General features: G+C 39.1%; 17 protein-coding genes and 1 tRNA gene. 7 read left to right on the top strand and 11 right to left on the bottom strand.

Annotation, left to right across the window (positions count from 1 at the left end):
- Nucleotides 1-275: 275 nt before the first annotated feature.
- Nucleotides 276-349, bottom strand: a tRNA-Met gene (locus tag ACKC4Y_RS05750).
- A gap of 169 nt (nt 350-518) precedes the next feature.
- Between ACKC4Y_RS05750 and ACKC4Y_RS05745 the strand changes: the two genes are divergently transcribed.
- Both ACKC4Y_RS05745 and ACKC4Y_RS05740 read left to right on the top strand, forming a co-directional pair.
- Nucleotides 519-1,475: a Gfo/Idh/MocA family protein gene (locus ACKC4Y_RS05745; RefSeq protein ID WP_409360856.1), complete on the top strand. Its 957-nt coding sequence runs from the start codon at nt 519-521 to the stop codon at nt 1,473-1,475.
- Between the two features lie 49 nt (nt 1,476-1,524).
- On the top strand, nt 1,525-2,643 hold the full coding sequence (locus ACKC4Y_RS05740) for a DegT/DnrJ/EryC1/StrS family aminotransferase (RefSeq protein ID WP_409360855.1): 1,119 nt from the start codon (nt 1,525-1,527) through the stop codon (nt 2,641-2,643).
- Nucleotides 2,644-2,878: 235 nt separating this feature from the next.
- On the opposite strand, the gene ACKC4Y_RS05735 is transcribed toward ACKC4Y_RS05740, so the two are convergent.
- Both ACKC4Y_RS05735 and ACKC4Y_RS05730 read right to left on the bottom strand, forming a co-directional pair.
- Nucleotides 2,879-3,541 (bottom strand): hypothetical protein, encoded by a 663-nt coding sequence (locus ACKC4Y_RS05735; protein WP_409360854.1) that lies wholly within the window; start codon nt 3,539-3,541, stop codon nt 2,879-2,881.
- A gap of 26 nt (nt 3,542-3,567) precedes the next feature.
- Nucleotides 3,568-4,164 (bottom strand): DUF1134 domain-containing protein, encoded by a 597-nt coding sequence (locus tag ACKC4Y_RS05730; RefSeq protein WP_409360853.1) that lies wholly within the window; start codon nt 4,162-4,164, stop codon nt 3,568-3,570.
- 214 nt (nt 4,165-4,378) lie between these two features.
- On the opposite strand from ACKC4Y_RS05730, the gene chpT reads away from it, so the two are divergent.
- Nucleotides 4,379-5,017 (top strand): histidine phosphotransferase ChpT, encoded by a 639-nt coding sequence (gene chpT, locus ACKC4Y_RS05725; RefSeq protein WP_409360852.1) that lies wholly within the window; start codon nt 4,379-4,381, stop codon nt 5,015-5,017.
- Nucleotides 5,018-5,211: 194 nt separating this feature from the next.
- Here the strand turns inward: chpT and ctrA are convergent, their stop codons facing one another.
- On the bottom strand, nt 5,212-5,913 hold the full coding sequence (gene ctrA / locus ACKC4Y_RS05720; protein ID WP_409360851.1) for a response regulator transcription factor CtrA: 702 nt from the start codon (nt 5,911-5,913) through the stop codon (nt 5,212-5,214).
- 561 nt (nt 5,914-6,474) lie between these two features.
- Between ctrA and ACKC4Y_RS05715 the strand changes: the two genes are divergently transcribed.
- Nucleotides 6,475-6,861 carry a flagellar export protein FliJ gene (locus ACKC4Y_RS05715; protein ID WP_409360850.1) on the top strand — a complete coding sequence of 129 codons (387 nt, stop codon included), beginning with the start codon at nt 6,475-6,477 and terminating at the stop codon, nt 6,859-6,861.
- Nucleotides 6,862-6,983: 122 nt separating this feature from the next.
- Here ACKC4Y_RS05715 and sciP read toward each other — a convergent pair whose 3' ends face one another.
- Entirely contained in the window at nt 6,984-7,259 is a 276-nt protein-coding gene (gene sciP, locus ACKC4Y_RS05710) for a CtrA inhibitor SciP (protein ID WP_409360849.1), read from the bottom strand.
- 389 nt (nt 7,260-7,648) lie between these two features.
- On the opposite strand from sciP, the gene mnmA reads away from it, so the two are divergent.
- Entirely contained in the window at nt 7,649-8,884 is a 1,236-nt protein-coding gene (mnmA, locus tag ACKC4Y_RS05705; RefSeq protein WP_409360848.1) for a tRNA 2-thiouridine(34) synthase MnmA, read from the top strand.
- Between the two features lie 47 nt (nt 8,885-8,931).
- Here the strand turns inward: mnmA and ACKC4Y_RS05700 are convergent, their stop codons facing one another.
- On the bottom strand, nt 8,932-9,747 hold the full coding sequence (locus tag ACKC4Y_RS05700; protein WP_409360847.1) for a TrmH family RNA methyltransferase: 816 nt from the start codon (nt 9,745-9,747) through the stop codon (nt 8,932-8,934).
- Between the two features lie 794 nt (nt 9,748-10,541).
- On the opposite strand from ACKC4Y_RS05700, the gene ACKC4Y_RS05695 reads away from it, so the two are divergent.
- Entirely contained in the window at nt 10,542-11,450 is a 909-nt protein-coding gene (locus ACKC4Y_RS05695; protein ID WP_409362154.1) for a cation diffusion facilitator family transporter, read from the top strand.
- Here the strand turns inward: ACKC4Y_RS05695 and ACKC4Y_RS05690 are convergent.
- The 5 genes from ACKC4Y_RS05690 to ACKC4Y_RS05670 form a co-directional block, all read right to left on the bottom strand.
- The gene (locus tag ACKC4Y_RS05690) at nt 11,443-12,405 is read right to left on the bottom strand and encodes a metallophosphoesterase family protein (protein ID WP_409360846.1); all 963 of its coding nucleotides are present in this window, start codon (nt 12,403-12,405) and stop codon (nt 11,443-11,445) included. The genes ACKC4Y_RS05695 and ACKC4Y_RS05690 overlap by 8 nt on opposite strands.
- 484 nt (nt 12,406-12,889) lie before the next feature.
- Complete coding sequence (locus ACKC4Y_RS05685; protein ID WP_409360845.1) at nt 12,890-14,986, bottom strand: hypothetical protein; 2,097 nt, start codon at nt 14,984-14,986, stop codon at nt 12,890-12,892.
- On the bottom strand, nt 14,983-17,787 hold the full coding sequence (locus tag ACKC4Y_RS05680) for a DUF4159 domain-containing protein (protein WP_409360844.1): 2,805 nt from the start codon (nt 17,785-17,787) through the stop codon (nt 14,983-14,985). The genes ACKC4Y_RS05685 and ACKC4Y_RS05680 overlap by 4 nt, the downstream gene beginning before the upstream one ends.
- A complete protein-coding gene (locus ACKC4Y_RS05675; RefSeq protein WP_409360843.1) occupies nt 17,784-18,695 on the bottom strand; it encodes a DUF58 domain-containing protein in 912 nt (303 codons plus the stop codon). The genes ACKC4Y_RS05680 and ACKC4Y_RS05675 overlap by 4 nt, the downstream gene beginning before the upstream one ends.
- Entirely contained in the window at nt 18,695-19,726 is a 1,032-nt protein-coding gene (locus tag ACKC4Y_RS05670; protein WP_409360842.1) for an AAA family ATPase, read from the bottom strand. The genes ACKC4Y_RS05675 and ACKC4Y_RS05670 overlap by 1 nt, the downstream gene beginning before the upstream one ends.
- A gap of 248 nt (nt 19,727-19,974) precedes the next feature.
- Between ACKC4Y_RS05670 and ACKC4Y_RS05665 the strand changes: the two genes are divergently transcribed.
- The gene (locus tag ACKC4Y_RS05665) at nt 19,975-21,228 is read left to right on the top strand and encodes a CCA tRNA nucleotidyltransferase (protein WP_409360841.1); all 1,254 of its coding nucleotides are present in this window, start codon (nt 19,975-19,977) and stop codon (nt 21,226-21,228) included.
- Nucleotides 21,229-21,424 lie beyond the last annotated feature (196 nt).

Below are 21,424 nucleotides of genomic sequence, written 5' to 3'. Positions count from 1 at the left end.
ATACTGCTGTTTCAGAATGAGAAGAAGAGAGGCTTTTTGAGGGATGCTATAAAAAATATTGTAATTTGATATAAGTTTCTGCACTAAATGCGCGTTTTGTCATAACAAATTTTGATATCAAAGAATCAAAAAAAGAGTGAAAAATTGCAAAAGAAGAAAGCTTTGAAAGGTCTTTAAGACCACATTTAAAACATTGCAAAATCAATAAATTAGTATAAAACCTGCTGACAAGCTACAACTACAGCAGAATTCTCTCGCAACACTATGAAAAACGGTAGCGGAGGAGGGATTTGAACCCCCGACACAAGGATTATGATTCCTCTGCTCTAACCTACTGAGCTACTCCGCCAAAATAAATAAATTAATGCAAATTATTTCATCTTTTGCGGATATAAGGGGTAGAATAGTAAGATGTCAAGCATCGTTTTTAAGCTTTTCTCTTGTCATTCTATTTTATCCCCGATATGGAAATATACAGAATTATATTTTTTATATGATGAGCTGGAGAAGGCATAAAAATGTTGCCACGTGTAGCGGTTTTAGGGTGCGGTCATTGGGGTGGAAATCATATACGGACACTCCAAGGGCTTGGAGCTTTAGCAGCTGTTTCTGATATGGATATGGCGCGTGCGACAAGTTTTGCAAATATGTATGGTGTTGATGTTGTTGAACCTAATGATCTTTTTACACATGAAGGTATTGATGCGTTAGTGCTGGCGTTGCCTCCACAATTTCATACAGAAAATGTTCTGCGTGCCCTTAAAAACGGAAAAGATGTTTTGGTTGAAAAACCAATTGCCTTGAATGTAGCGGATGCTGAACGTCAAGTTCAGATTGCTGAAGAATATGGGCGGGTTTTTATGGTGGGTCATATTTTGCGATTTCACCCTGTTTTTGAAAAAATATGTGAATTGGTGATAAGCGGAGAACTGGGTGAAGTGCGTTATATTTATTCTCACCGATTAGGCTTTGGAAAGTTTCATGCACAAAGTGATGCTTTATGGGATCTTGCTCCTCATGATCTTTCAATGATTTTGGCGTTGACAGGATGCGAACCCTCTGAAGTTCGGGGAGAGGGGGCTGCTGTAATTGATCAGTGTTCTGATTTTGCCCATATTCATATGATTTTTCCAAATGGTATATTGAGTCATCTTTTTGCTTCTCGCCTTAGCCCTTATCGTGAAAGACGTTTAACAGTTGTTGGTACAAAAGCTATGCTTGTTTTTGATGATATGGAACCGTGGAGCCGAAAATTGGCGTTTCAGCGTTTTGCTGTTTGGAAGGAAAATAAAGAGTGGGCTTTTAATGCTGATAAGCTGAATTACATTGAAATTTATGAAGATCTGCCGCTTACTTGTGAATTGCGGCATTTTCTTCATTGTATTGAAACGCGTCAATCGCCTCGGACTAATGGCGATGATGCTCTTGCTGTTTTACGGATTTTAACTGCTGCTAGTGTCAATTATCGGAGATAAAAGAGATAAGTAGCACTTTTGCATTTTTGTGATTATCAATGGAGTTAATATGCAATTCATCGACTTGGGGGCGCAGCGTGTGCGCATTGAAGATAAAGTTAATGCTGCAATTGCGCATGTGGTTTCCAGTGGAAAGTATATTTTGGGACCAAAAGTAACAGAATTTGAAGAGCGATTGGCTGAGTATCTTGGTGTTAAGCATGTTGTTGCATGCGCCAATGGAACTGATGCCTTGAAGATGCCTCTTATGGCTAAAAATATTGGTCCAGGTGATGCTGTTTTTTGTCCTAGCTTTACATTTTGTGCAACTGCTGAAGTGGTCGCATTGGTAGGAGCTGAGCCTGTTTTTGTTGATGTTTTACCTGATACATTTAATATCGACGTTGATAAGCTGTGTGAAGCAATTGAGATGATTAAAAAAGAGGGACGCCTTAAACCAAAGGCAATTATTGCTGTTGATTTGTTTGGGCTTCCTGCTGATTATGCACACATTGCTAGCGTGGCGGAAAAAGAAAATCTTTTTGTTATTGAAGATGCTGCTCAATCTATGGGTGGTAGAAGCGGTAATATTATGTGCGGGGCTTTTGGGGATGTTGCAGCGACAAGTTTTTACCCTGCAAAACCATTGGGGTGTTATGGCGATGGAGGCGCTATGATGACCAATGATGATAATTTGGCAGCACTTTTACGTTCTATTCTGTTTCATGGTAAAGGTGAAACACAATATGACAATGTGCGTATAGGGTTAAATTCGCGTCTAGATACAATTCAAGCTGCAATTTTGTTAGAAAAGCTTGTTATCTTTGAAGATGAGATGGAAAAGCGTGTGGCAATTGCTCAATATTATTCCAATGGTTTAAGAGATATTGTCAAAGTTCCAGAAGTGGAAGAAGAGGGGCGTTGTGCTTATGCGCAATATACTATTAAGGTGGGAGATCGTGATAGATTGAAGGATTATTTACAGGAAAATTCTATCCCTACAATGATTTATTATGAAACACCTTTGCATCAACAGCCAGCTTATAAACACTTTTCTTATCTAAAAGGTTCTCTTTCTGTTTCCGAGTCTTTAGGAGAGAGTGTTCTAAGTTTACCTATGTATCCTTATTTAACGCAAAGTGATCAGGATATGATTATCCAGCGAATAAGAGATTTTTATCACTCTTGAGAGAGTATTTTGTCTTAAGCTATTATTTCAACAAACGAGCTTGATTTTGGCTCTCTCTTGGATAGGTGTTTTGAGAGGGGTGTGACATCAAAATAAAATCAGAATTATAAGAGGTTAGATATAGGCAAAGGCATAATTTATGTTTTCTTTTCACAATAGATCTTGTGTTATGGAAGAGACAGTCGACGTTACGTTAAGTAACCAAATATTCTTACTCGATTGTTTTGAAGACAACTTATTTAAGGGATGTTTTTTGAGTGCCGGTTATTTTTTTGCGAATACGGGATGCTAAGTCGTTTTTACTTTTAGAATTTTTGATTAATGTGTTGATAGGGGAAGCATCACCCTCTTGTAGGGCTATTTGGGCAGTTAATGTTGCTGCTAATTCTTTTGTTTCTTCTCGCAGTTCATTTAGGAGTTTCTGGTTAGCAACAGTGTCAAGCTCATCGGTTTGAATTTTTTGTAAACGTTGCTGATAGTGTGCAATTTTTTCACGCATAGTTTTAATTTCCATTGTGAAAGTGTTTGTTGTGAGAGCATTTTGTTTGTTCTTTATCCCGCTGGTCTCTTTTTCATGAGGAAAATAAGAAGTACATTGTGTGGGGAGATGCAATCGATAAAGCTGTTCTATTACTTGACTAAGTTCTATTTTTTGTTGGATATATTTTTTTTGCAAAGAGTCATATTTTTGTTCGTTGCGCACTAATTCGACAGCGTGTTTAGCACAGAGAAAATCGTAGTTTGCTTGTATTTCAGTGAGTGATAACGGAATTTGTGCAGAAACAAATTTATGTGCAAAGTGAAGGGCTCTGCGCCAAATAAGGGGGGCAAAAAGTACTAATAACCAAGAAGTAAAGGCTACTCCAAGAATAAAAAAAAGAAATGATTGGATAAGCATAAAACCCCTTTTCAATAAGAATCCATTTAAAATGGATTCCATGTTGGTTTGCGTGTTAATTTTAAGTATCCTATATTGATGCCAAGGCGTGCACCAATTCCCGTGCGTACTGGAATTAACAAGACATTATGGCGTTTAAGGACATGAAAACCAACACCTGCTATTAAATAGGCCGAACCTGAAATACCGCCATAGCGTCCCCATAAATTATTTATATTATTGAGATCATAAACTAAAATCATTAAACGGGAGCCATGGCCACCAAAATCCCATCCCACAGAGGGGCCTTGCCAAAAAACTTTATGCAGACCATAAGTTTTGGTAAAAAGCTGTCCTTCACCATAGGTTAATCCAGCAAAAAAGGCGCCAGAAGCTTCTTCGCCTAAAATATAGGCATTTGGATAACCGTATTGCGAAAAGATATTTTCAATTGCTACTGCTATACCGCTGGCAGTTTTCCCAAAAAAAGTGTGACCAGAATCGATAATTTCTTGCAACGAATAATGAGGGCCGGTTTGTTCTATCGGTCGGAATTGAGCATGTGCGACGTTTATCGTTATGAATAAAAGGAATATAAAGGGTAAGATATTTTTGTACCAGCGTGTCAGAAGCAAGAGAGCCATAGAAAATTTCCCTTTTATTAGTTACAAACAAAAAGATAATATTAGGATTTTTATTCGATTCAAATAAAAAATTAAGACATAAGGTTATTTAAATTCTTGAATTTGTTTCTAAAAAAAAATTAGCATGATTGTTAAAGTTCCATATATGTATTGGATGTTAAGAATTTTGCTTTAAAATGAAGCTCGTTTTTAACATGAGGAGTTCTCAATAATTATGACGTTAGCTATTTCTTTGAAGCCTACCGATCTTGCAGCTTTACTTTGTAGCCGCATCTGCCATGATTTGATTTCACCTATTGGTGCTATTCAAAATGCAATGGAGCTCTACGATGAAGGAGGAGCTGATGAAGATGCTTTGCAATTGGTGCGTTGGTCCGCTGCAAGTGCTTCTGCTCGTCTACAATTTGCGCGATTGGCTTTTGGTTTTTCAGGGGCAGGTGGGAGCAAGATAGATACGCGTTCTGCTGAACAGGTGGCTCAACAATATATGAAGGAAGAAAAAGCAGTTTTAAAATGGCAAGCTCCCTCTCTACTTTTACCAAAAAATGAAGTTAAACTTTTGCTTAATTTGTTATTGATTGCAAATGCAACGGTTTCGCGTGGTGGTGAAATAGTTGTGATGATTTTGCAAGATGAAAATAAACGTTCTTTTCGATTTGAGATTTCTGGTAAAAATTTACGTATTCCCTCTCATTTTATTGAGTTATATAATGGAAAACTCCAGGAAGAACTTATTGATGCTCACATCATTCAATCTTACTATACAGTGTTACTTTCTGAGGTGACGTCCATGAAAATAAATATAGACAAAACAGATCGTCATATTATTTTGGAAAGTGTGAAGAATCTTTGAATAATATAAAATTAAATAAGACGTGTTTGGAAAAGACAGCTTAGGCTACATCCGTGAGCGGTGGTTTTCCAACCTTTTAAGCGTAAGTATTTTCTATATACAAGAAATTTTGCGTGTGTGGACCTTTAATTTGTAACAAAGAGAAAATCTCGGCCCGCTACACTCCGAGATTTTACAATGTGTATTTTCATTGCTTAAGCGGTTTTACGTACGTTTTCCTCAATTGGATCACGTAACACATAACCACGCCCCCAAACTGTATCAATGTAGTTTATGTTGGAAGATACAGCTTCCAATTTCTTCCGCAGCTTACAGATAAAAACATCGATAATTTTAAGTTCTGGTTCATCCATTCCACCATAGAGATGATTGAGAAACATTTCCTTGGTGAGCGTTGTACCTTTGCGTAGAGAGAGAAGTTCTAGCATCTGATACTCTTTACCAGTTAAATGGACGGGACGCCCAGCAACCTCTACTGTTTTTGCGTCAAGGTTAACGGTGAGATCGCCCGTAACAATAATAGATTGTGCATGACCTTTGGAACGACGGATAACCGCATGAATACGTGCAATGAGCTCATCTTTATGAAATGGTTTAGTCATATAATCATCCGCACCAAAGCCAAAACCACGTACTTTGTCTTCGATAGCATTCATACCGGAAAGAATGAGAACAGGGGTTTTGATTTTTGCCAATCTTAGCGTCCGCAAGACATCGTAGCCTGACATATCAGGGAGATTGAGATCAAGCAAAATGATATCGTAATCATAGAGCTTACCTAGATCGACACCTTCTTCACCTAGATCAGTGATATAGACATTAAAGTTTGCTGATTTTAGCATTAACTCAATGCTTTGAGTGGTTGCTTTATCATCTTCAATTAATAATACGCGCATTTTAGATCCCTCACTTCGCTCCTCCAGAATCAAGCGGAGCACTCTTAATTTCACAGCAGTTGGTAAAACCACTGTTGAAAAAAATCATAAAATCAAACACTTAAAAGAAAAGTGTTTATGAACACCTCAGCAGTACGCGTAACAATCACTACTGAGTTCCCCACTATCTATGATAGTGGTTAACAAAATATTTTTTTTTTTGAAAGAGGTTGACAAAATTATTTTAAAAAATCGTTTCTTTGTTAAGCTTGATACAAAAACGAAGTGTTTTTTACAAACTTTAACTTTAAAAAAGACTTATAATAAATTATTTTAAATTACTTTTTTACAATTTTAGTGTTTATTTACCGAGCTTTAAATCTCTTCATTCTATAGTGGAGACGAAAAGTAAAGAAATGGTTATAGCTCTTTAAAGTAGGTGGTATTTGCACATGCTTTAAGGATGGGAAATTATAGTTTCAAGTTAAAAAATGGACTATTTTTCATCAAAAGAGTGTAACTAAAAGGATGTTAGGAGAGCGAATGTGAATTTTAAGTTGGCTCAATCAAGGAGTAGTGAGTATGAAGCCACGGGAAAGTTTGGTACGATTGAAGGCGTTTCAAGTACGTGGGAAGCGTCGTGAAATTGCACAGCTTGATATGATGATCGCAGAATTTGAGCGAATGGTGTTAGAGCTGGAAGCGCAAATTCTTCATGAGGAACGTAAATCTGGAAACAGTGATGTTCATCATTTTGCTTATCCTGCTTTTGCTCGTGCAGCACGGCAAAGGCGTGATAATCTGATAAATTCGATTCGTGATTTACAACGTCAGAAAACAAATGCTGAAATTGTTCTTCATGAAGTCAATGCAGAGTTGCAACGTGCACAGCTTTTGGAGACGCGGGAAAATGGAGCGGTAGTATGTGATGACCCTGTCGTGATTCAATCTAAATCGATGACTGGATAATGAAAGCTGTAGTTTGAAGAGCTATTCTTTGGGATGTTATTGGGTTCTGAAAATAAAAAACAGCCAAACTTGATAAAAGTTTGGCTGTTTTAAAGTATATTTTGAAGCAGGATTAATAGTAATTAATGCCTGTAGTTTTGGATTCTGGTTGTCCGTAATCCAGCTAAGCCATGCTCATCGATCAAACTCTGCCATGAGAGAAATTCTTCTACGGTCAAAGTATAGCGTTGGCACGCTTCGTCAAGACTTAACAATCCACCTCTGACAGCCGCAACAACTTCAGCTTTGCGACGGATCACCCAGCGCCTTGTTGTCTTCGGCGGTAGGTCGGTGATTGTGAGTGGACTTCCATCCGGCCCAATAACATATTTCATTTGTGTTTTTATCAAATTCGTCATTGTATCGTCTACTTTTAGTCAGGGACATCATTTAATTTGAATTAGGGACTTGATGCGGTTATAAGACATGAAATTTAAAAAAGAGCTAAACGCGTTGAAAGAAAAAATTAATAAAATAAGTCAATGCGCGAAATAAGGCACAAATTGAAGCGCGGAGAATAGCCTTTTGCGCTGTTTTTGTCGGATTTTAAAAGGAGGCAAAAAGGTTTTTCATTGCGCCTTATTTTCATCACTGTTTTTTTGTTTTGGCTCCTTTGAAGAAAGTGATACTGTTGGTTGTGAAAAGAATAAAAAAACAATATAAAAGAATTATGAATGGCATAAAAAGCAATGGCTGGTGTGCATGAGAACATTAATGAATGGGTGCGAATTAAATAGAGAATAAATACATGTTTTTGAACAGTCTTGATTTGCCAGGAAAACCTGAAAATTCCCGCGTTGTTGTAGCAATGTCTGGGGGGGTTGATTCATCGGTTGTTGCAGGTCTTCTGAAAAAAGAAGGGTATGATGTCGTTGGGATTACGTTGCAGCTTTATGATCATGGTGCTGCAACACATAGAGTAGGGGCATGTTGTGCTGGACAAGATATTGAAGATGCGCGTCGTGTAGCAGAGACATTGGGGATACCTCATTATGTTCTTGATTATGAAAAGCGATTTCGCGAAGCTGTGATTGATCCTTTCGCAGAAAGTTATGCACATGGAGAGACTCCTGTACCGTGTGTGGCGTGCAATCAGACTGTTAAGTTTGCTGATTTATTAGCAACCGCGCGCGAATTAGATGCAGATGCTTTGGCAACCGGCCATTATATTCGCTCGCGCTCTCATGGTGTGGCGGGGCATCGGGCACTCTTTCGTCCTCGCGATTGTGAACGGGATCAGAGTTATTTTCTTTTTGCAACAACACAAGAACAGATTGATTATTTGCGTTTTCCACTTGGTGACCTTCCGAAAGCACGTGTTCGTGAAATAGCAGCAGAAATGGGCCTTGTTGTTGCTAATAAGCATGATAGTCAAGATATTTGCTTTGTGCCGCAGGGAAAATACTCTGATGTTATCACAAAACTGCGTCCAGAAGCAGTAAATCCTGGAGTTATTGTGCATATTGATGGGCGGATTTTGGGAAAACACTCTGGAATTGTTAATTATACTGTTGGTCAACGCCGTGGTATTGGAGTTGCAACTGGTGAAGCGCTTTATGTGATTTATCTCGATGTGAAGAATGCGCGTGTTATTGTTGGTCCGCGTGAAATGTTGGAAACACATAAACTCTTTTTGCGTGATGTGAATTGGCTTGGTGATGAGCGGTTGGATAATTTTCCAGTCGATGGCGTTGAGGTAGCTGTAAAAGTTCGTTCAACACGTCCTCCGCATCTTGCACGCTTGTATTATCGAGAGGGTACTTTTTCTGTTGACTTGTTGGAACGCGAAAATGCCGTAGCACCAGGGCAAGCTTGTGTTTTTTATAATGAAAATGGTGATGAAGCACGTGTTCTTGGGGGTGGGTTTGTTATTCATTCAGAACGTGCAGCTGGTGCTGAAGTGATGTTGAAGCGGGTTTTGTGCAATCTGGAAACAAAAGCTATTGTTTCTTCTGAAGCTAAAACAACCGCTTCCTATAAATAAAATGTGTTCTTTCAGTTGAGACATTTTTACAGCTTTAATTATCGCCTTTAGCTAAGCTTATCAGAATCAGCAAAGTGTGCTAATGCAAGACCTGAGGCGGTGGCAACATTAAGGCTATCAAAGCCGTAGGCCATAGGAATCCGCAAAGTTTCTGATTTTTGTAAAACATGGGTTGGTAAACCGTCACCTTCTGTTCCTAAAATAAGAGCTGTCCTTTTTGCTGTTTTTGCTTGTGAGAGAGTGTATGAGGCAGAGGGGGAAAGTGCATAAGTATGAAAATCAGCATCATTTAGAGCTACAATAATATCATTAATATCAGCACCTTGCGTATAGGGTATCTTTAGAGCTGCGCCAGCAGAAACTCTGATTGATTTTCGGTAAAGCGGATCGCATGAGGTTTTATCAATGATAATGCCATTACTAGCAAAAGCGGCTGCATTGCGAAAAATAGCCCCCATATTATCATGATTAGAGATACCACATAAAACCAGAATCAGTGCTTTTTCAGGAAGATCATGTACAAATTTTTGTAACGATGGGAGAGTTATACGTTTACCAACACCAAGTATACCACGATGAACATGGAAGCCTGCAATATCATCCATTATTTTTTGCGAAACGCAATAAATGGGACACGTTGGCTGTGTCATTTCTAAAAGGGGGATAAGTCTAGGAAGGTGTTTTTTCACCATAAGGAGCGAGAGAGGAGAAAAATTTTTCGAATGCAGCAATGCAGACAATATTATTTTGCCTTCAGCAATAAATTGATGTTGCCGTCCAACAAGATCTTTTTCACGGATGTTGTGATAGGCTTTCAAACGTGGGTCATCAATTTGGTAGATTGTTATGATATTCAAACACATACGAGGCTTTTAACGCTCTTTTTTCTCAATTGCCAGATATTGAATATTTGCTTTATTTTCGAATGGTGAAAAAAAACGCATTATTTTAAAACCTATGGTAGAATTTATGTTGACATAATATATCAATTGGTGTAGTGTAAGGATACCGGGTGCGGTGCAATCTATTGTTTTCGTATCGGGTGCAGAGTTTTAGGTCCCCGCTATTTCCTAAGCTCTGTATACCCTTAATTCCTAAGGGAAAAGAATCTGGGTCCCCAATGCCCAGATTCTTTGTGTGGGTGCTGTTTTTTTTTGTTCCTAAGAATGGTTTTTATAGGTATTTTAGCTATCATAATGTTTGGGTACGCGTTATGGTATGGGGGTGCAGCGGAATGCTGAGGCGCCTTTTTATTGTGTACAATTATGCTGATATGTTGGTTGGTTTAATGTACATAAAAAGGTTGATAAGTCGTGCGTCAATTTAATTTTTTTGAAAAAAACAATATGTTATTTCAATTATGAAGTAGAAAAACCAATCGTTCATTTTTTCAAAAAGCTCTTGATAATCAAAATGATGCATTTGATTTCTGTTGGAGAATTTCTCGTTTCTTTTTTTAGTAATATTTGTGTTACTCTGTCTCGTTATATTATATCGTGTAACAGGGCAATTTCTGGAAATGACAATGGAGGCTTGTGAAAGTCGTTTATTGTTGTGCAGCTTCTGTAATATTGAGAAAATATTGGCGACATGCCAAAGACATCATTTATATGGTGGAAAGTGTCATTCTTTATTTCGTGAAGAAGAGGGTATGGTTGTGGATGTAAAAATCAATATACAAAGCTTAACCCTATACTCTATTTTTATTGCTTGTGTCGTTTTTGCTTTGAAATATTGGGCATATTACATCACTGATTCGGTTGCACTTTATTCTGATGCATTGGAATCAGTCGTAAATATACTTGCGTCATTGGCAGCATGGTGGGCTGTGAGAGTGAGTATGAAGCCGGCGGATCATGATCATCCTTTCGGACATCATAAAGCGGAATATTTTTCCGCGATTCTTGAAGGTGTACTGATCATTATTGCGGCAATTATCATTTTAAGAGAAGCATGGATAGCTCTTTCGACCATTAAATTAGTACAAAAACCTGGGACATGGCTTGTTATTTATTTTGTTGCAAGTGTTATCAATTACCTGTGGGGGGGGGTTCTTATTCGGCAGGGAAAAATCCATCGCTCACCGGCTCTTAAAGCTGATGGAATGCATTTCATAACAGATGTTTTTACTTCACTTGCCATTTTAATTGGTTTGGTTGCTGGTTTTGTGGGGGGATGGGGCATTTTGGATCCGATTTTAGCGATAATCGTTGCTATTAATATTCTTTTACAAGGATGGAAGGTGATTAATAGTGCCGTTCAGGGATTAATGGATGTTGGAGTTGAATTGGATGAAACCATGCGGATTCGTGAGCTTATTTCTGCAAATGCACATGGTGCACTTGAGGTGCATGATTTGCTTACCCGTGTTGCTGGCAGAGTTACGTTTATAGAGTTTCATTTGGTTGTGCCGGCTGCAATGCAGGTAGGAGAAGCACACCAGATTTGCGATAAAATTGAAGGCGTTCTTCAAGAAGAATTTGACAATGTACGTGTTTCTATTCACGTAGAACCTGAAGATGAGGCTAAGTTGCCTCCAGGTACAACGATGATCCCTTTTATATAATGGGATTTTCGTTTTTTGTTGATTTTGCAATTTTGGGGTTAGTCTCAAAGTGTTGAAGATCAAGTGTTTCAGTACATGCTATTTCATTTTTTTGATTGATGAGACTATAACGTTGCAATTGACAATGCCATTGATGATCAAATTGCTCAATGGCAAATAAGTTGAATCCCGCTGGTGGTTTTTTCTCATCAAGAGCTTGTGATGCTGACGCAACACCAACAATAGGAATTTTTCCCACTGTTCCTTCAATAGTATTCAATGTGGGTAAATGGGTATGTCCGTGAAGAATAAGTTCACAACCGTGGTGTTTGACAACGTCTAGAAAATGCTTAATACCCCATAATTTTTTATGCCAAGAGGTTGCACAGTGGAAGGGGGGATGATGTATCATGACGACACGAAAGAGATTGCGTGCTGCTGCTTCGTTTAAGAGTTGCGATAAAGCTTGCGCTTGCCTTTTACTAAAATAACCAGAAGCTTGAAAAGGTGGTGTAGCAATAGCCGAAGAGGCACCTATAATGGCTACATTCTTGCGAATGCGCATATAAGGAAAAGAAAGATTGTTTTTTTGAGGGAAATCACCTGTGATCCAAGGTTGGAAAAGGGTGCATGCCTTTTGAAATGCTCCTCGGACATAAGCATCATGATTCCCAAATGTTAAAGAAATGTTTTGAGGCTGACCTTGGTTAAGCAGCCAATTGTGTGCTTGTTCAAATTCCTTATCGAGAGCAAGATTGACAAGATCACCTGAGATCACAAGATGATCAGGTTTTTTTCTTTTTAAGTTTTTCATTAGAATGTCTAAGACATTTGTTGCCAGTTGGCTTTTGCGGTTTTTTTGCCAATTAAGATAGCCCGTAAAGCGTTTTCCACAAAGCTCATATAAGGAAGGTTGTGGTAGAGGGGAAAGATGCAAATCTGATATATGGGCAAGATAAAACATAGATTCTAGCATAGCGTTGAAAACAATTTAGGCAATAAAAAAGAGTAGGAAATAGGTTGCTGTATTTTTGAGACAAGAGGAGGATGAGAAAATAAAAAACAGTTTGTCAAAACGACACACAAAATCTTTAGGAAATTTATGCTTTGTTGTTTTGCCAGTTCCTAATGTTGCTATAGTCCTTGAATTTGAGAGTATTCATAAGAGGCGTTTTTACTCCTTTTTTAAACGATCTTATCCACATACAGATCTCATTTGTGATGTGTAAGCGAATAGTTTTGATTGATTCAAATAAAAAGGTGAAATAAAAAAATTCTATGATATTCAGGGGTCTAATTCAAGTTAAAAAATGATGGATTGTTATTCTAAATCAATGTGTTGTCTTTGAATTACAAAAAGGTAGAGCTTGGTACGGGACGGAATTGTTTGTATTATTGGTGTGTATTTTTGTGTGAGATAGATTCACTTTTAAAGCGTGAATACAATTTATTAGCATTTTTTAACGACTTTCACGATACCACAGGATGTTAAATAGTAAAAGGCAAGTAAGCAGTGCAAAAAAACCAGAAAAGATCGAAAAAGAGAAAGCATTGATTAAGCGGGTTTCTGTTGTTTCTTTTAGAACAATTGAACGCTCAAAGGGAGATGCTGATTTTGTTTGCGATCGAAGTAGTTTGATGGGAGGAAGATGAGTGCTTTCTTTTCCTTCATGGTGTAGACGCATGATGTGACCGCCAGTGTGTTGACTGATAGGGGCTAGTTTTTCTTCCGTTGAAATTAAGTCAGATAATTCGGGATTATTAAGAATACCTACAGAAGAAAATGCTGTTAAATCACCGTTTTGGATAGTAAAAATCCCTGTTTCGTTGGCATTAATAACTGCAGTAAAGACACCTTCTTGCTCTTTTGCAAGAATGATATTTTCTTTTTTCCCAGAGGGGAAGGTTATTTCAGCTGGTTCTGGATGATCTTTGAGCGTTTGGCGACAAATTGTTAAACGATGATGATCACTGGTGGCGCTTAATTTTTCTTCTTCAAGTTCTGGCTCTTTCATAAGCCAATGAGCAATTCGACGATAAAGAGCTGCATAAGGTCCTCCTCCTTCGAACCCTCGGGCCCAAAGCCAACTTTCGTCGGAAAGTAACATGCCTACACGCCCTTTACCCATATGGGAAAGAAGTAAAAGTGGTTGTTCATCCGCTCCTTTCATGAGGGCAGTACCTTTGTGTATGTTTTGAATTGCAATTTGTCGTAGCCATTGTCCCCATTGAGAAGCTGTATGCGTGGGGGTTGCAAGACCTCTCGTGACAGGGTGGCGTTCACCTTCTTTGGTTAACTTCGGGCGAAAAGGCTTTTGAAGAATAATACCATTGGGTAATGCCGGCAGGATGCTTATTAAAGGTGTTTTCGCAAGCGAGTTTTTTTGGGTAAATTCAGGTCCTGTTACCATCAGCAATGCACCACCTTTTTGCACATATTGGGCGATATAATCGTAGTAGATTAATGGGAGAACAGCAGAATGTTGGTAGCCATCAAGGATAATGAGATCAAAATTATCAATCTCTTCAACAAAGAGCTTTCTTGTAGGAAATACTACAAGTGACAACTGGCTTAATGGAGTATTGTCTGCTTTATTGGGAGGACGCAAAATAGTAAAATGAACAAGATCAATATTGGAGTCACCTTTCAAAAGATCTCGCCATGTCCGTTCACCATTGTAAGGTGCACCTGAAATAAGAAGGACACGCAAATTTTCTCTGATACCTTCAATAACAGTTATTGCACGGTTATTTTCAGAGCTTAATTCACTTGTGTGCGTATCGGTTGCAACTTGGATGATATTTTTTTCAGCATGAGGAAGAGTGATTTCAGTTTGAAAGATGATGCCAGGGGTCACAGAATAATGACCAACTTCTTCTCCATTGACGCTTAAAGTAATATTTGCTTGCATTGGTAGGGATTCTTGGGGTTGACCTTTATCTTCTACCAAGATGGAGAGCATTTGTGGTTTATTGATAAGGGCAAAGCGGGGGGGAGAAATAAATTTGATTTGGCGGTCAAATTCATCTGATCTTCCTGTTATAAGAGCATTGATAGGTGCTTTATGGTGAAGGTCTGAAATATAAGGTATGTCATGTACTTGACCGTCGGTGATCAGAATTGTACCTGCATAACGAGAGGGCGGTACATCAGATGTAGCTTGTGTTAAAGCACTAAATAAATTCGTTGAGGGGGTATATTGATTGTTAGCAAGTTTTCCAGCATCAATAAAGCGCGGTTCAAATTGTGGATAGCGCGCCAATGCTTTTGTTAATTGTGCGCGTGCTTCGTCACTGTCTTTTGTTCGTGTACCAAAGGTTTGGCTTTTGCTGCGGTCAATAACAATGCCTACGGTGCTTTTGAGGGGTTCACGTTGTTCTTTTATGATTATGGGATTCAGTAAAGCAAGAATCAATGAGGACAATGCTATCAGACGCAATAAAGATCCTCGACGTTGTGTAAAAAGTCCGATAATGACAAAAAGGGTGGATATTCCGCTTAAGAGCAGAATCCAAGAGAGTGGCAAAAAAGGCTGAAAAGTGATGAATGGTATCATTGCCTTCTTTCTCTTTTAAAGCGTTCTAAAAGTGCAGGAACATGAACTTGGTCGGCTTTATAATTTCCTGTAAGAACATAGATAACTATATTTAATCCTGCACGAAATGCCCATAGGCGTTGCATAGGATCATTGGGAATAAGTGGATATTTCCATGTGCCTTTTTCATCCAGAGCCCAAGCACCAGCCAAGTTATTAGCAGTGATAAGGAGGGAACTCACATTATCACCGGTAGCAGAAAGATTTTTGTTTTTTTTATTCATTGATGATGATTCAACCCATAAATGTGAACCACGGTAGAGCCCAGGAAAATCTGGCATAATATAAAAAGAACGAGCAATAACGTGATCAGTTGATGCGGGCTCAATGGTGGGAATGTTTAATCCCTTTAAGATGGTTCGTAATCTTTGTGTGGCTGGGGTGGCAGCACCTTCAAGATTAAGGTTTGCATTTATCTGATCGCGCGTGTCAAATAAAACTGTGCCTCCGTGTTTCATAAAGGTATTTATTTTTTCAAGACTTTTCTGTGTTGGTAAAGGGCTTTCAGGATCAATCGGCCAATAAATGAGAGGATAGAAGGCAAGTTCATCCTTATCAAGATCAAGTGCTATCACGGAGCTGGGCGAAAGCATTGTACGTTCTGCGATAAATTGACTGAGCGTTTCTAGTCCGCTTTTACTTGTTGTATCAATTTCACGATTGTGGGTTATGACATAAGCAAGATGCGTGGCGCCGGCTGCTTTCACTATGGTTTCATCATAACTTTCTATGCCTTGTGCATGAGCGACTGGACCATGTGAGAACAAGGCGATGATACCTATTGTGAGGGGGAGAAAAAGTAGCATATTACTTCGTCGACTGAGAAAAAAGGTCCCTCCCATCCATAAAATGAGAAAATTATCAAAGGCAAATAATAAGATGGCTAGTCCTAAAAGTGGACCACTGAGATTTTTCTCTTTTGTGTCATAGGATAAAGAACTCTGGGTTAAGGAGAGGGGCAATGATGATTGCTGTACCAAACGTGATGAATGATTTAAGAGATTGAGTGCATAAAGATTATTTTTTAAGCCGTAAAGTCCAGGAGGGGTATGATAGGATGCAACGGGTGGATTTTTGGCATCAATGACGAGTGGAACAACATAAGGGGGAGGGGGTTGTAGTCGTCCATCAGCGGTTAATGTTCGCCAAGGGTTTTGTACGGTTGTTGTTTCTATGTGTGTTGGATTTTTGTTTTCATAGGCATTTAATGTGATGAGTTGTTGCAACATTTGTGCGAAAAAACCAGAAAGAGGAAGATTTGACCATGTTGGGTCGGGCGCGATATGAATAAAAACGAGCATGCCTTTGCCACGACTAGCCCCTGTAATAAGTGGAGTTCCATCAGCAAGACTGAGCCATGTTTTTTCAAAAAGATCTGAGTTCGGTTCTGCTAGAATTTGGCGTGAGACAGTGATGTCCTTTGGGAATGGAAGATGAGAGAATAAGCTGTTTTTTGCAAAAGGTGCAAGTTTTTGCGGTTTAGCCCAAGACATGATACTCCCAAGCAAGCGTTTTCCAGGACGCAGTGGAACAGGCAGTAAGCTATCATGGTGTTCTGCAGCACTTAAGTTTTCTCCAGCAAAGCGGATGAGTGTTCCTCCTTTATTGACGAAATCAGAAAGTTTTTTTTCTGCTTCTTTTGATATATTAACAATGTCACCCATAATAAAAACAGATGGATTTTGTTTGAGTAAGTGATCAATATCAAGGGAAAGTTCTTTTCCTTCTGCTGTTATAAGCTGTGTATGCCCTTGTAATGCTTTGATAATGTAATAAAATGGGGCAAGCAGGGGTTGTGCCATTTCATTGACGTTTGGTGATAGAAGAGCAACGCGGTTTATCCGATTATGGCTATCACTTAAGAAGGTTGCTGCGGCGTGAGAATGGTTTTCGATTTTTATCCATGCAATATCGTTGCGTAATTCAAGCGGTAAGTTAAAAGGAACAAGAGCTGTTGTTTCTCCATCAAGAAAGTTTGTCGTAAAGTGGCCAAGCAGTTGACTGTTTAAGTCATAAAGGTTGAGTGCGACCGAAGATTCTCCATGTGTGGTTGCACGAATGATGCGTGCTGCGATGCTTCCATTATGATTTTCTATGGCTGTTATACCAGTTAGATCAGAAATATTAGCTAAATACCACAACAGCGTTTTGGGCTTTAACTGTTCAATGAGAGCAAAAGCGTGATCATCTTCGCTTGTTTGTAAGCCATCACTTAAGTAGGCAATATCAAAAGATTCGCTTTTGGTTATTTCGATCAGTTTTTTCACTGTACGTACACGGTTTACAGGCCAAGGGCGGGGTTGCAAATGCAGTAAATGTTGTTTGACGGTTTTCGCAGGTAAGGGCCCAATATTGGAAGTGTCACTTTCGGCTGTTGCAAGAAAATAAACGTTCTTTTGGTGTTTTTCTGCTTGTGCTAGGAGATTTTCGGCAATAGTCACACGTTTTTTCCAATCTTTTATAGAAGCCCATCCATTATCAATAATCAGTGCAAGTGGTTGAGATCCCGAAAGTGTAATTGGCTTTTGATTCCAAGTGGGCTGTGCCAGAGCGATAATAGTCAGTGCTGCTATGGTTAATCGCAACAATAACAACCACCAAGGTGTATGGTTTGCGGCTTCCTGTTGATTGCTTGATTTAGGCAGAAAATGCAAAGGTGGAAAAGGTTCTTTACGCGGGAAAGGAGGTGTTATGCGCAACAACCACCAAATGACTGGTAAGGAAAAAAGTCCGAGTAAAAGTAGAGGGGCACCAAAACTCAAAATGACCTCCTCTTATGAGATGGAGAGCACTCTATTTTGTTTGCAAGTTGCAGAATGATTTCTGTTAAAGGCTGATCGGTTTTACTCACATGATAGCTCCAACCTTGGCATGAGCAAAAATCTATCAATTGTTGCCGCCGTGCTTGATACAATTTGCAATAGTGTTCACGAAAGTTTTCTGCTTTTCCTAAAACGCGTTTTTCTTTCGTTTCAGGATCAAAAAATTCTGTACAGCCAGTATAGGGGAAGCGCTCTTCTGCGGGATCAGCAACTTCAATTAAATGAGCAGTAACCCGTTTTGCGGATAAAATGTTTAAATACTGGATAACCTCTTCTGGATAATCGAGAAAGTCGCTTATTATGATAGCGTGTGAAAAACGCGTAATGGTTGAAAAATCTGGAAATGTATTTTCTGAGTGATAATTTGCTAAAGCAAGCGCCATACGTTCTATGACATTGGATGTCATTGTGGGTGGCATTAAATTGGGAATAGCAATATGTTCGCCGCTGTCTGCAAGAAGTGTTGCTAATGCAAAGGCCAGAATGATGCTATGATCGCCCTTAGAGATTTGCGAAAAACGCGAACAATAGTGCATAGAAGCACTCTGGTCAGGCCAAATCCAAACTGTCTGCGCCTTTTCCCATTCGTTTTCCCGTAGGTACGTATGTTCGTCACGTGCAGAGCGGCGCCAGTCAATACGCGTAATGGATTCCCCTTCAATATAAGGTCGAAATTGCCAGAACTTTTCTCCGTTACCGCGTTTACGCTGGCCATGCCTTCCAGTTATCAGCGTATTGGCAATCCGGCGTGCTTGCAAAAGAAGATCTGGCATTTTAGCGGTATCTTTATGCAGCTTCGCCGCAAGTGACAGTGGAGATTGTTTTAAAACTTTTTTGCCAATGGCCATTAGAGGGCGTCTTTCACAAGATTATCGATAATGTCTTTTACGGTTATATCTTCAGCACGTGCAGAAAAATTAAGAGCCATACGATGTTGTAATACAGGTTGAGCCAATGTTGCAACATCATCAAGAGAGGGAGATAAACGCCCATGATAAAGAGCACGAGCGCGGGCACAAAGTGAAAGTGCTTGTGAGGCTCGAGGACCGGGTCCCCAAGCAACATAGGTGTTTGCGAGGGTGTTTTCTTTATGGGGGCGCGCTGAACGGACGAGTTTTAAAATGGCTTCGACAACATTTTCGGAGATGGGCATTTTGCGGACGATTTTTTGTATTTTTTGTAATTTTTCTGTCGATAAAATCGGCTTTGCACTTTTGTTTTTCTCTCCCGTTGTTTCTAGAATGATACGTCGTTCTGTGTTTAGATCAGGGTAATCAATATCGATTTGCATCAAAAATCGATCAAGTTGTGCTTCAGGGAGTGGATAAGTTCCTTCCTGCTCGAGAGGATTTTGGGTTGCAAGCACATGAAAAGGTTGTGGTAGATCATAACGGGTGCCAGCAACGGTAACATGATATTCTTGCATCGCTTGTAAAAGAGCTGATTGCGTGCGCGGAGAGGCACGATTAATTTCATCGGCCATGAGAAGCTGAGTAAAAATAGGGCCTTGGATATAACGAAAAGAGCGTTTACCATTTTTATCTGAGTCCATAATTTCAGAACCGATAATGTCTGATGGCATCAAGTCGGGCGTAAATTGGATGCGTTTTTCATCAAGTCCTAATACTGTTCCCAAGGTTTCAACAAGACGGGTCTTAGCAAGTCCTGGAACGCCAACGAGAAGGGCATGTCCTCCAGCCAAAATGCTCGTTAAAGCGTATTCAACCACATGCTTTTGACCAAAAATAGCTTTATCAACTTCTTGTTGTAAGATATCTAATTCTTTGTGTGCTGTATCAATATCATCAATGATAATTTGAGCTTCGTTATTGATAGTAGCCTTCTTAGTAGAATTGGATAATATATCGGTCTGACTCATATTTCTTCCTTAGGGCGGTTTGTCGCAAAATTGATAATTTTCTCTGTATGATAGTGAATATTTTATGATTTGTAGCAGAAAATGATGAGAAAAGAAGTGTAATACGCTGTTTTTTAATGTTCGTGTACAGTTAGAAAGATCTATTTTAACGCGTGGGGTATGGTTTGTTGAGGGATGTTGTGGAAAATGTTGTCCTATAAGCATACCATTTTGAAGAAATGGTGGCAATTTGTTTAAAAGGTTAAAGAGTGAGCATAATACAAAATTTCAAACATGTTGATTGGTTGCAGCATAGTCATATCCAAACACTTCTTCGTGTTTTATCTTTGGACGGTGAAGAGGCACGTATTGTGGGCGGTGCGGTACGAAATCAACTGTTAGAGCAACCTATTAGTGATATTGATATTGCGACAACCTGTTTACCACAACAGATTATAGCGCGTGTAGAAGAGGCGGGATTTAAAGCTGTTCCCACAGGTATTGCGTTTGGTACAGTGACGGTGGTTGCTTCGTCATGTTCTTATGAGGTTACAACTCTTCGTTCTGATGTTGAAACGGATGGTCGTCATGCAAAAGTGGCATTTGGCCGTGATTGGCAAAAAGATGCTGAACGGAGAGACTTTACTATAAATGCGCTTTATTGTGATGCTATTGGAAACCTTTATGATAACGTGGGAGGATTAAACGATATAGCCAGCCGAACAGTACGTTTTATTGGTATTCCAGAGAATCGTATTCGTGAAGATTATTTGCGTATTTTGCGTTTTTTTCGTTTTTTTGCTTGGTATGGGGGTGGACGGCCTGATGTAGCCGGATTGAAAGCTTGTGTTTGTTTAAAAGGAGGTCTGCAAAAGCTTTCATCTGAACGTATTTGGGGGGAAATGAAAAAACTTCTCATGGCTTCTGATCCAACACGTGCTCTTTTATGGATGCGCCAAAGCGGAGTTTTGACACTCATTTTCCCTGAAACAGAAAAATGGGGCATTGATGGGATTCACTCACTTGTGAAAACAGAACAGGATTTTGGCTGGCAAGTAGATCCGTTGTTGCGGCTAGAAAGTCTTCTTCCTCCGGATTCCATTCGTCTTCATAAAATGGCGCAACGTTTGCGTCTCTCTAATAAGGAAACAACGCGGTTAAAGGAATGGGCAGATTTGGAAATGATTAGCCAAGGCTGTTCAGATGATTGTGTGCAAAAATTAATTTATTTTCATGGTCGGCAGCCAGTTTTAGATCAATTATCTTTGTCTCTGGCTGCAGCACATGTTGATGCTTTGAAGGGAAATGAAGCTTTGCAAAAAGTAGAGGATTATATGAGGCTTTATCAGCTTGCCAAAAAATGGCAAATTCCAACTTTTCCTGTTAGCGGCAAGGATTTGATGGAAAAAGGTTTGGCTAAAGGAGTGCTTTTGGGACAAAAGCTTAAAGAGTTAGAAATAATATGGATTGAAAGCGGATTTTTAATAGATCGCAAGAGTTTACTAGAAAAAATTAATTTATAACATTGAGTTTTTCGAAGAGCTGTTTGGTTTTCTTTTATTGGTTATAAGTTCATTTTTATTTTGCTTTTAGTAATGCCATTTCAGAGTTACTTGTAGCAGAGTGGTATAAGGTTATTGGTGGTGTTTCGACCTTTTATCAAAATACAGAGATTTCATTTTTTTAAACCATTGGTGATAGGGAATCTATTGGCGCTTT

The sequence above is a fragment of the Bartonella heixiaziensis genome, assembly GCF_046245125.2.
Classification (GTDB): Bacteria; Pseudomonadota; Alphaproteobacteria; order Rhizobiales; family Rhizobiaceae; genus Bartonella; species Bartonella heixiaziensis.
The sequence above is the reverse complement of the archived record's forward strand: the minus strand, read 5'-3'. Positions and strand labels throughout refer to the sequence as shown.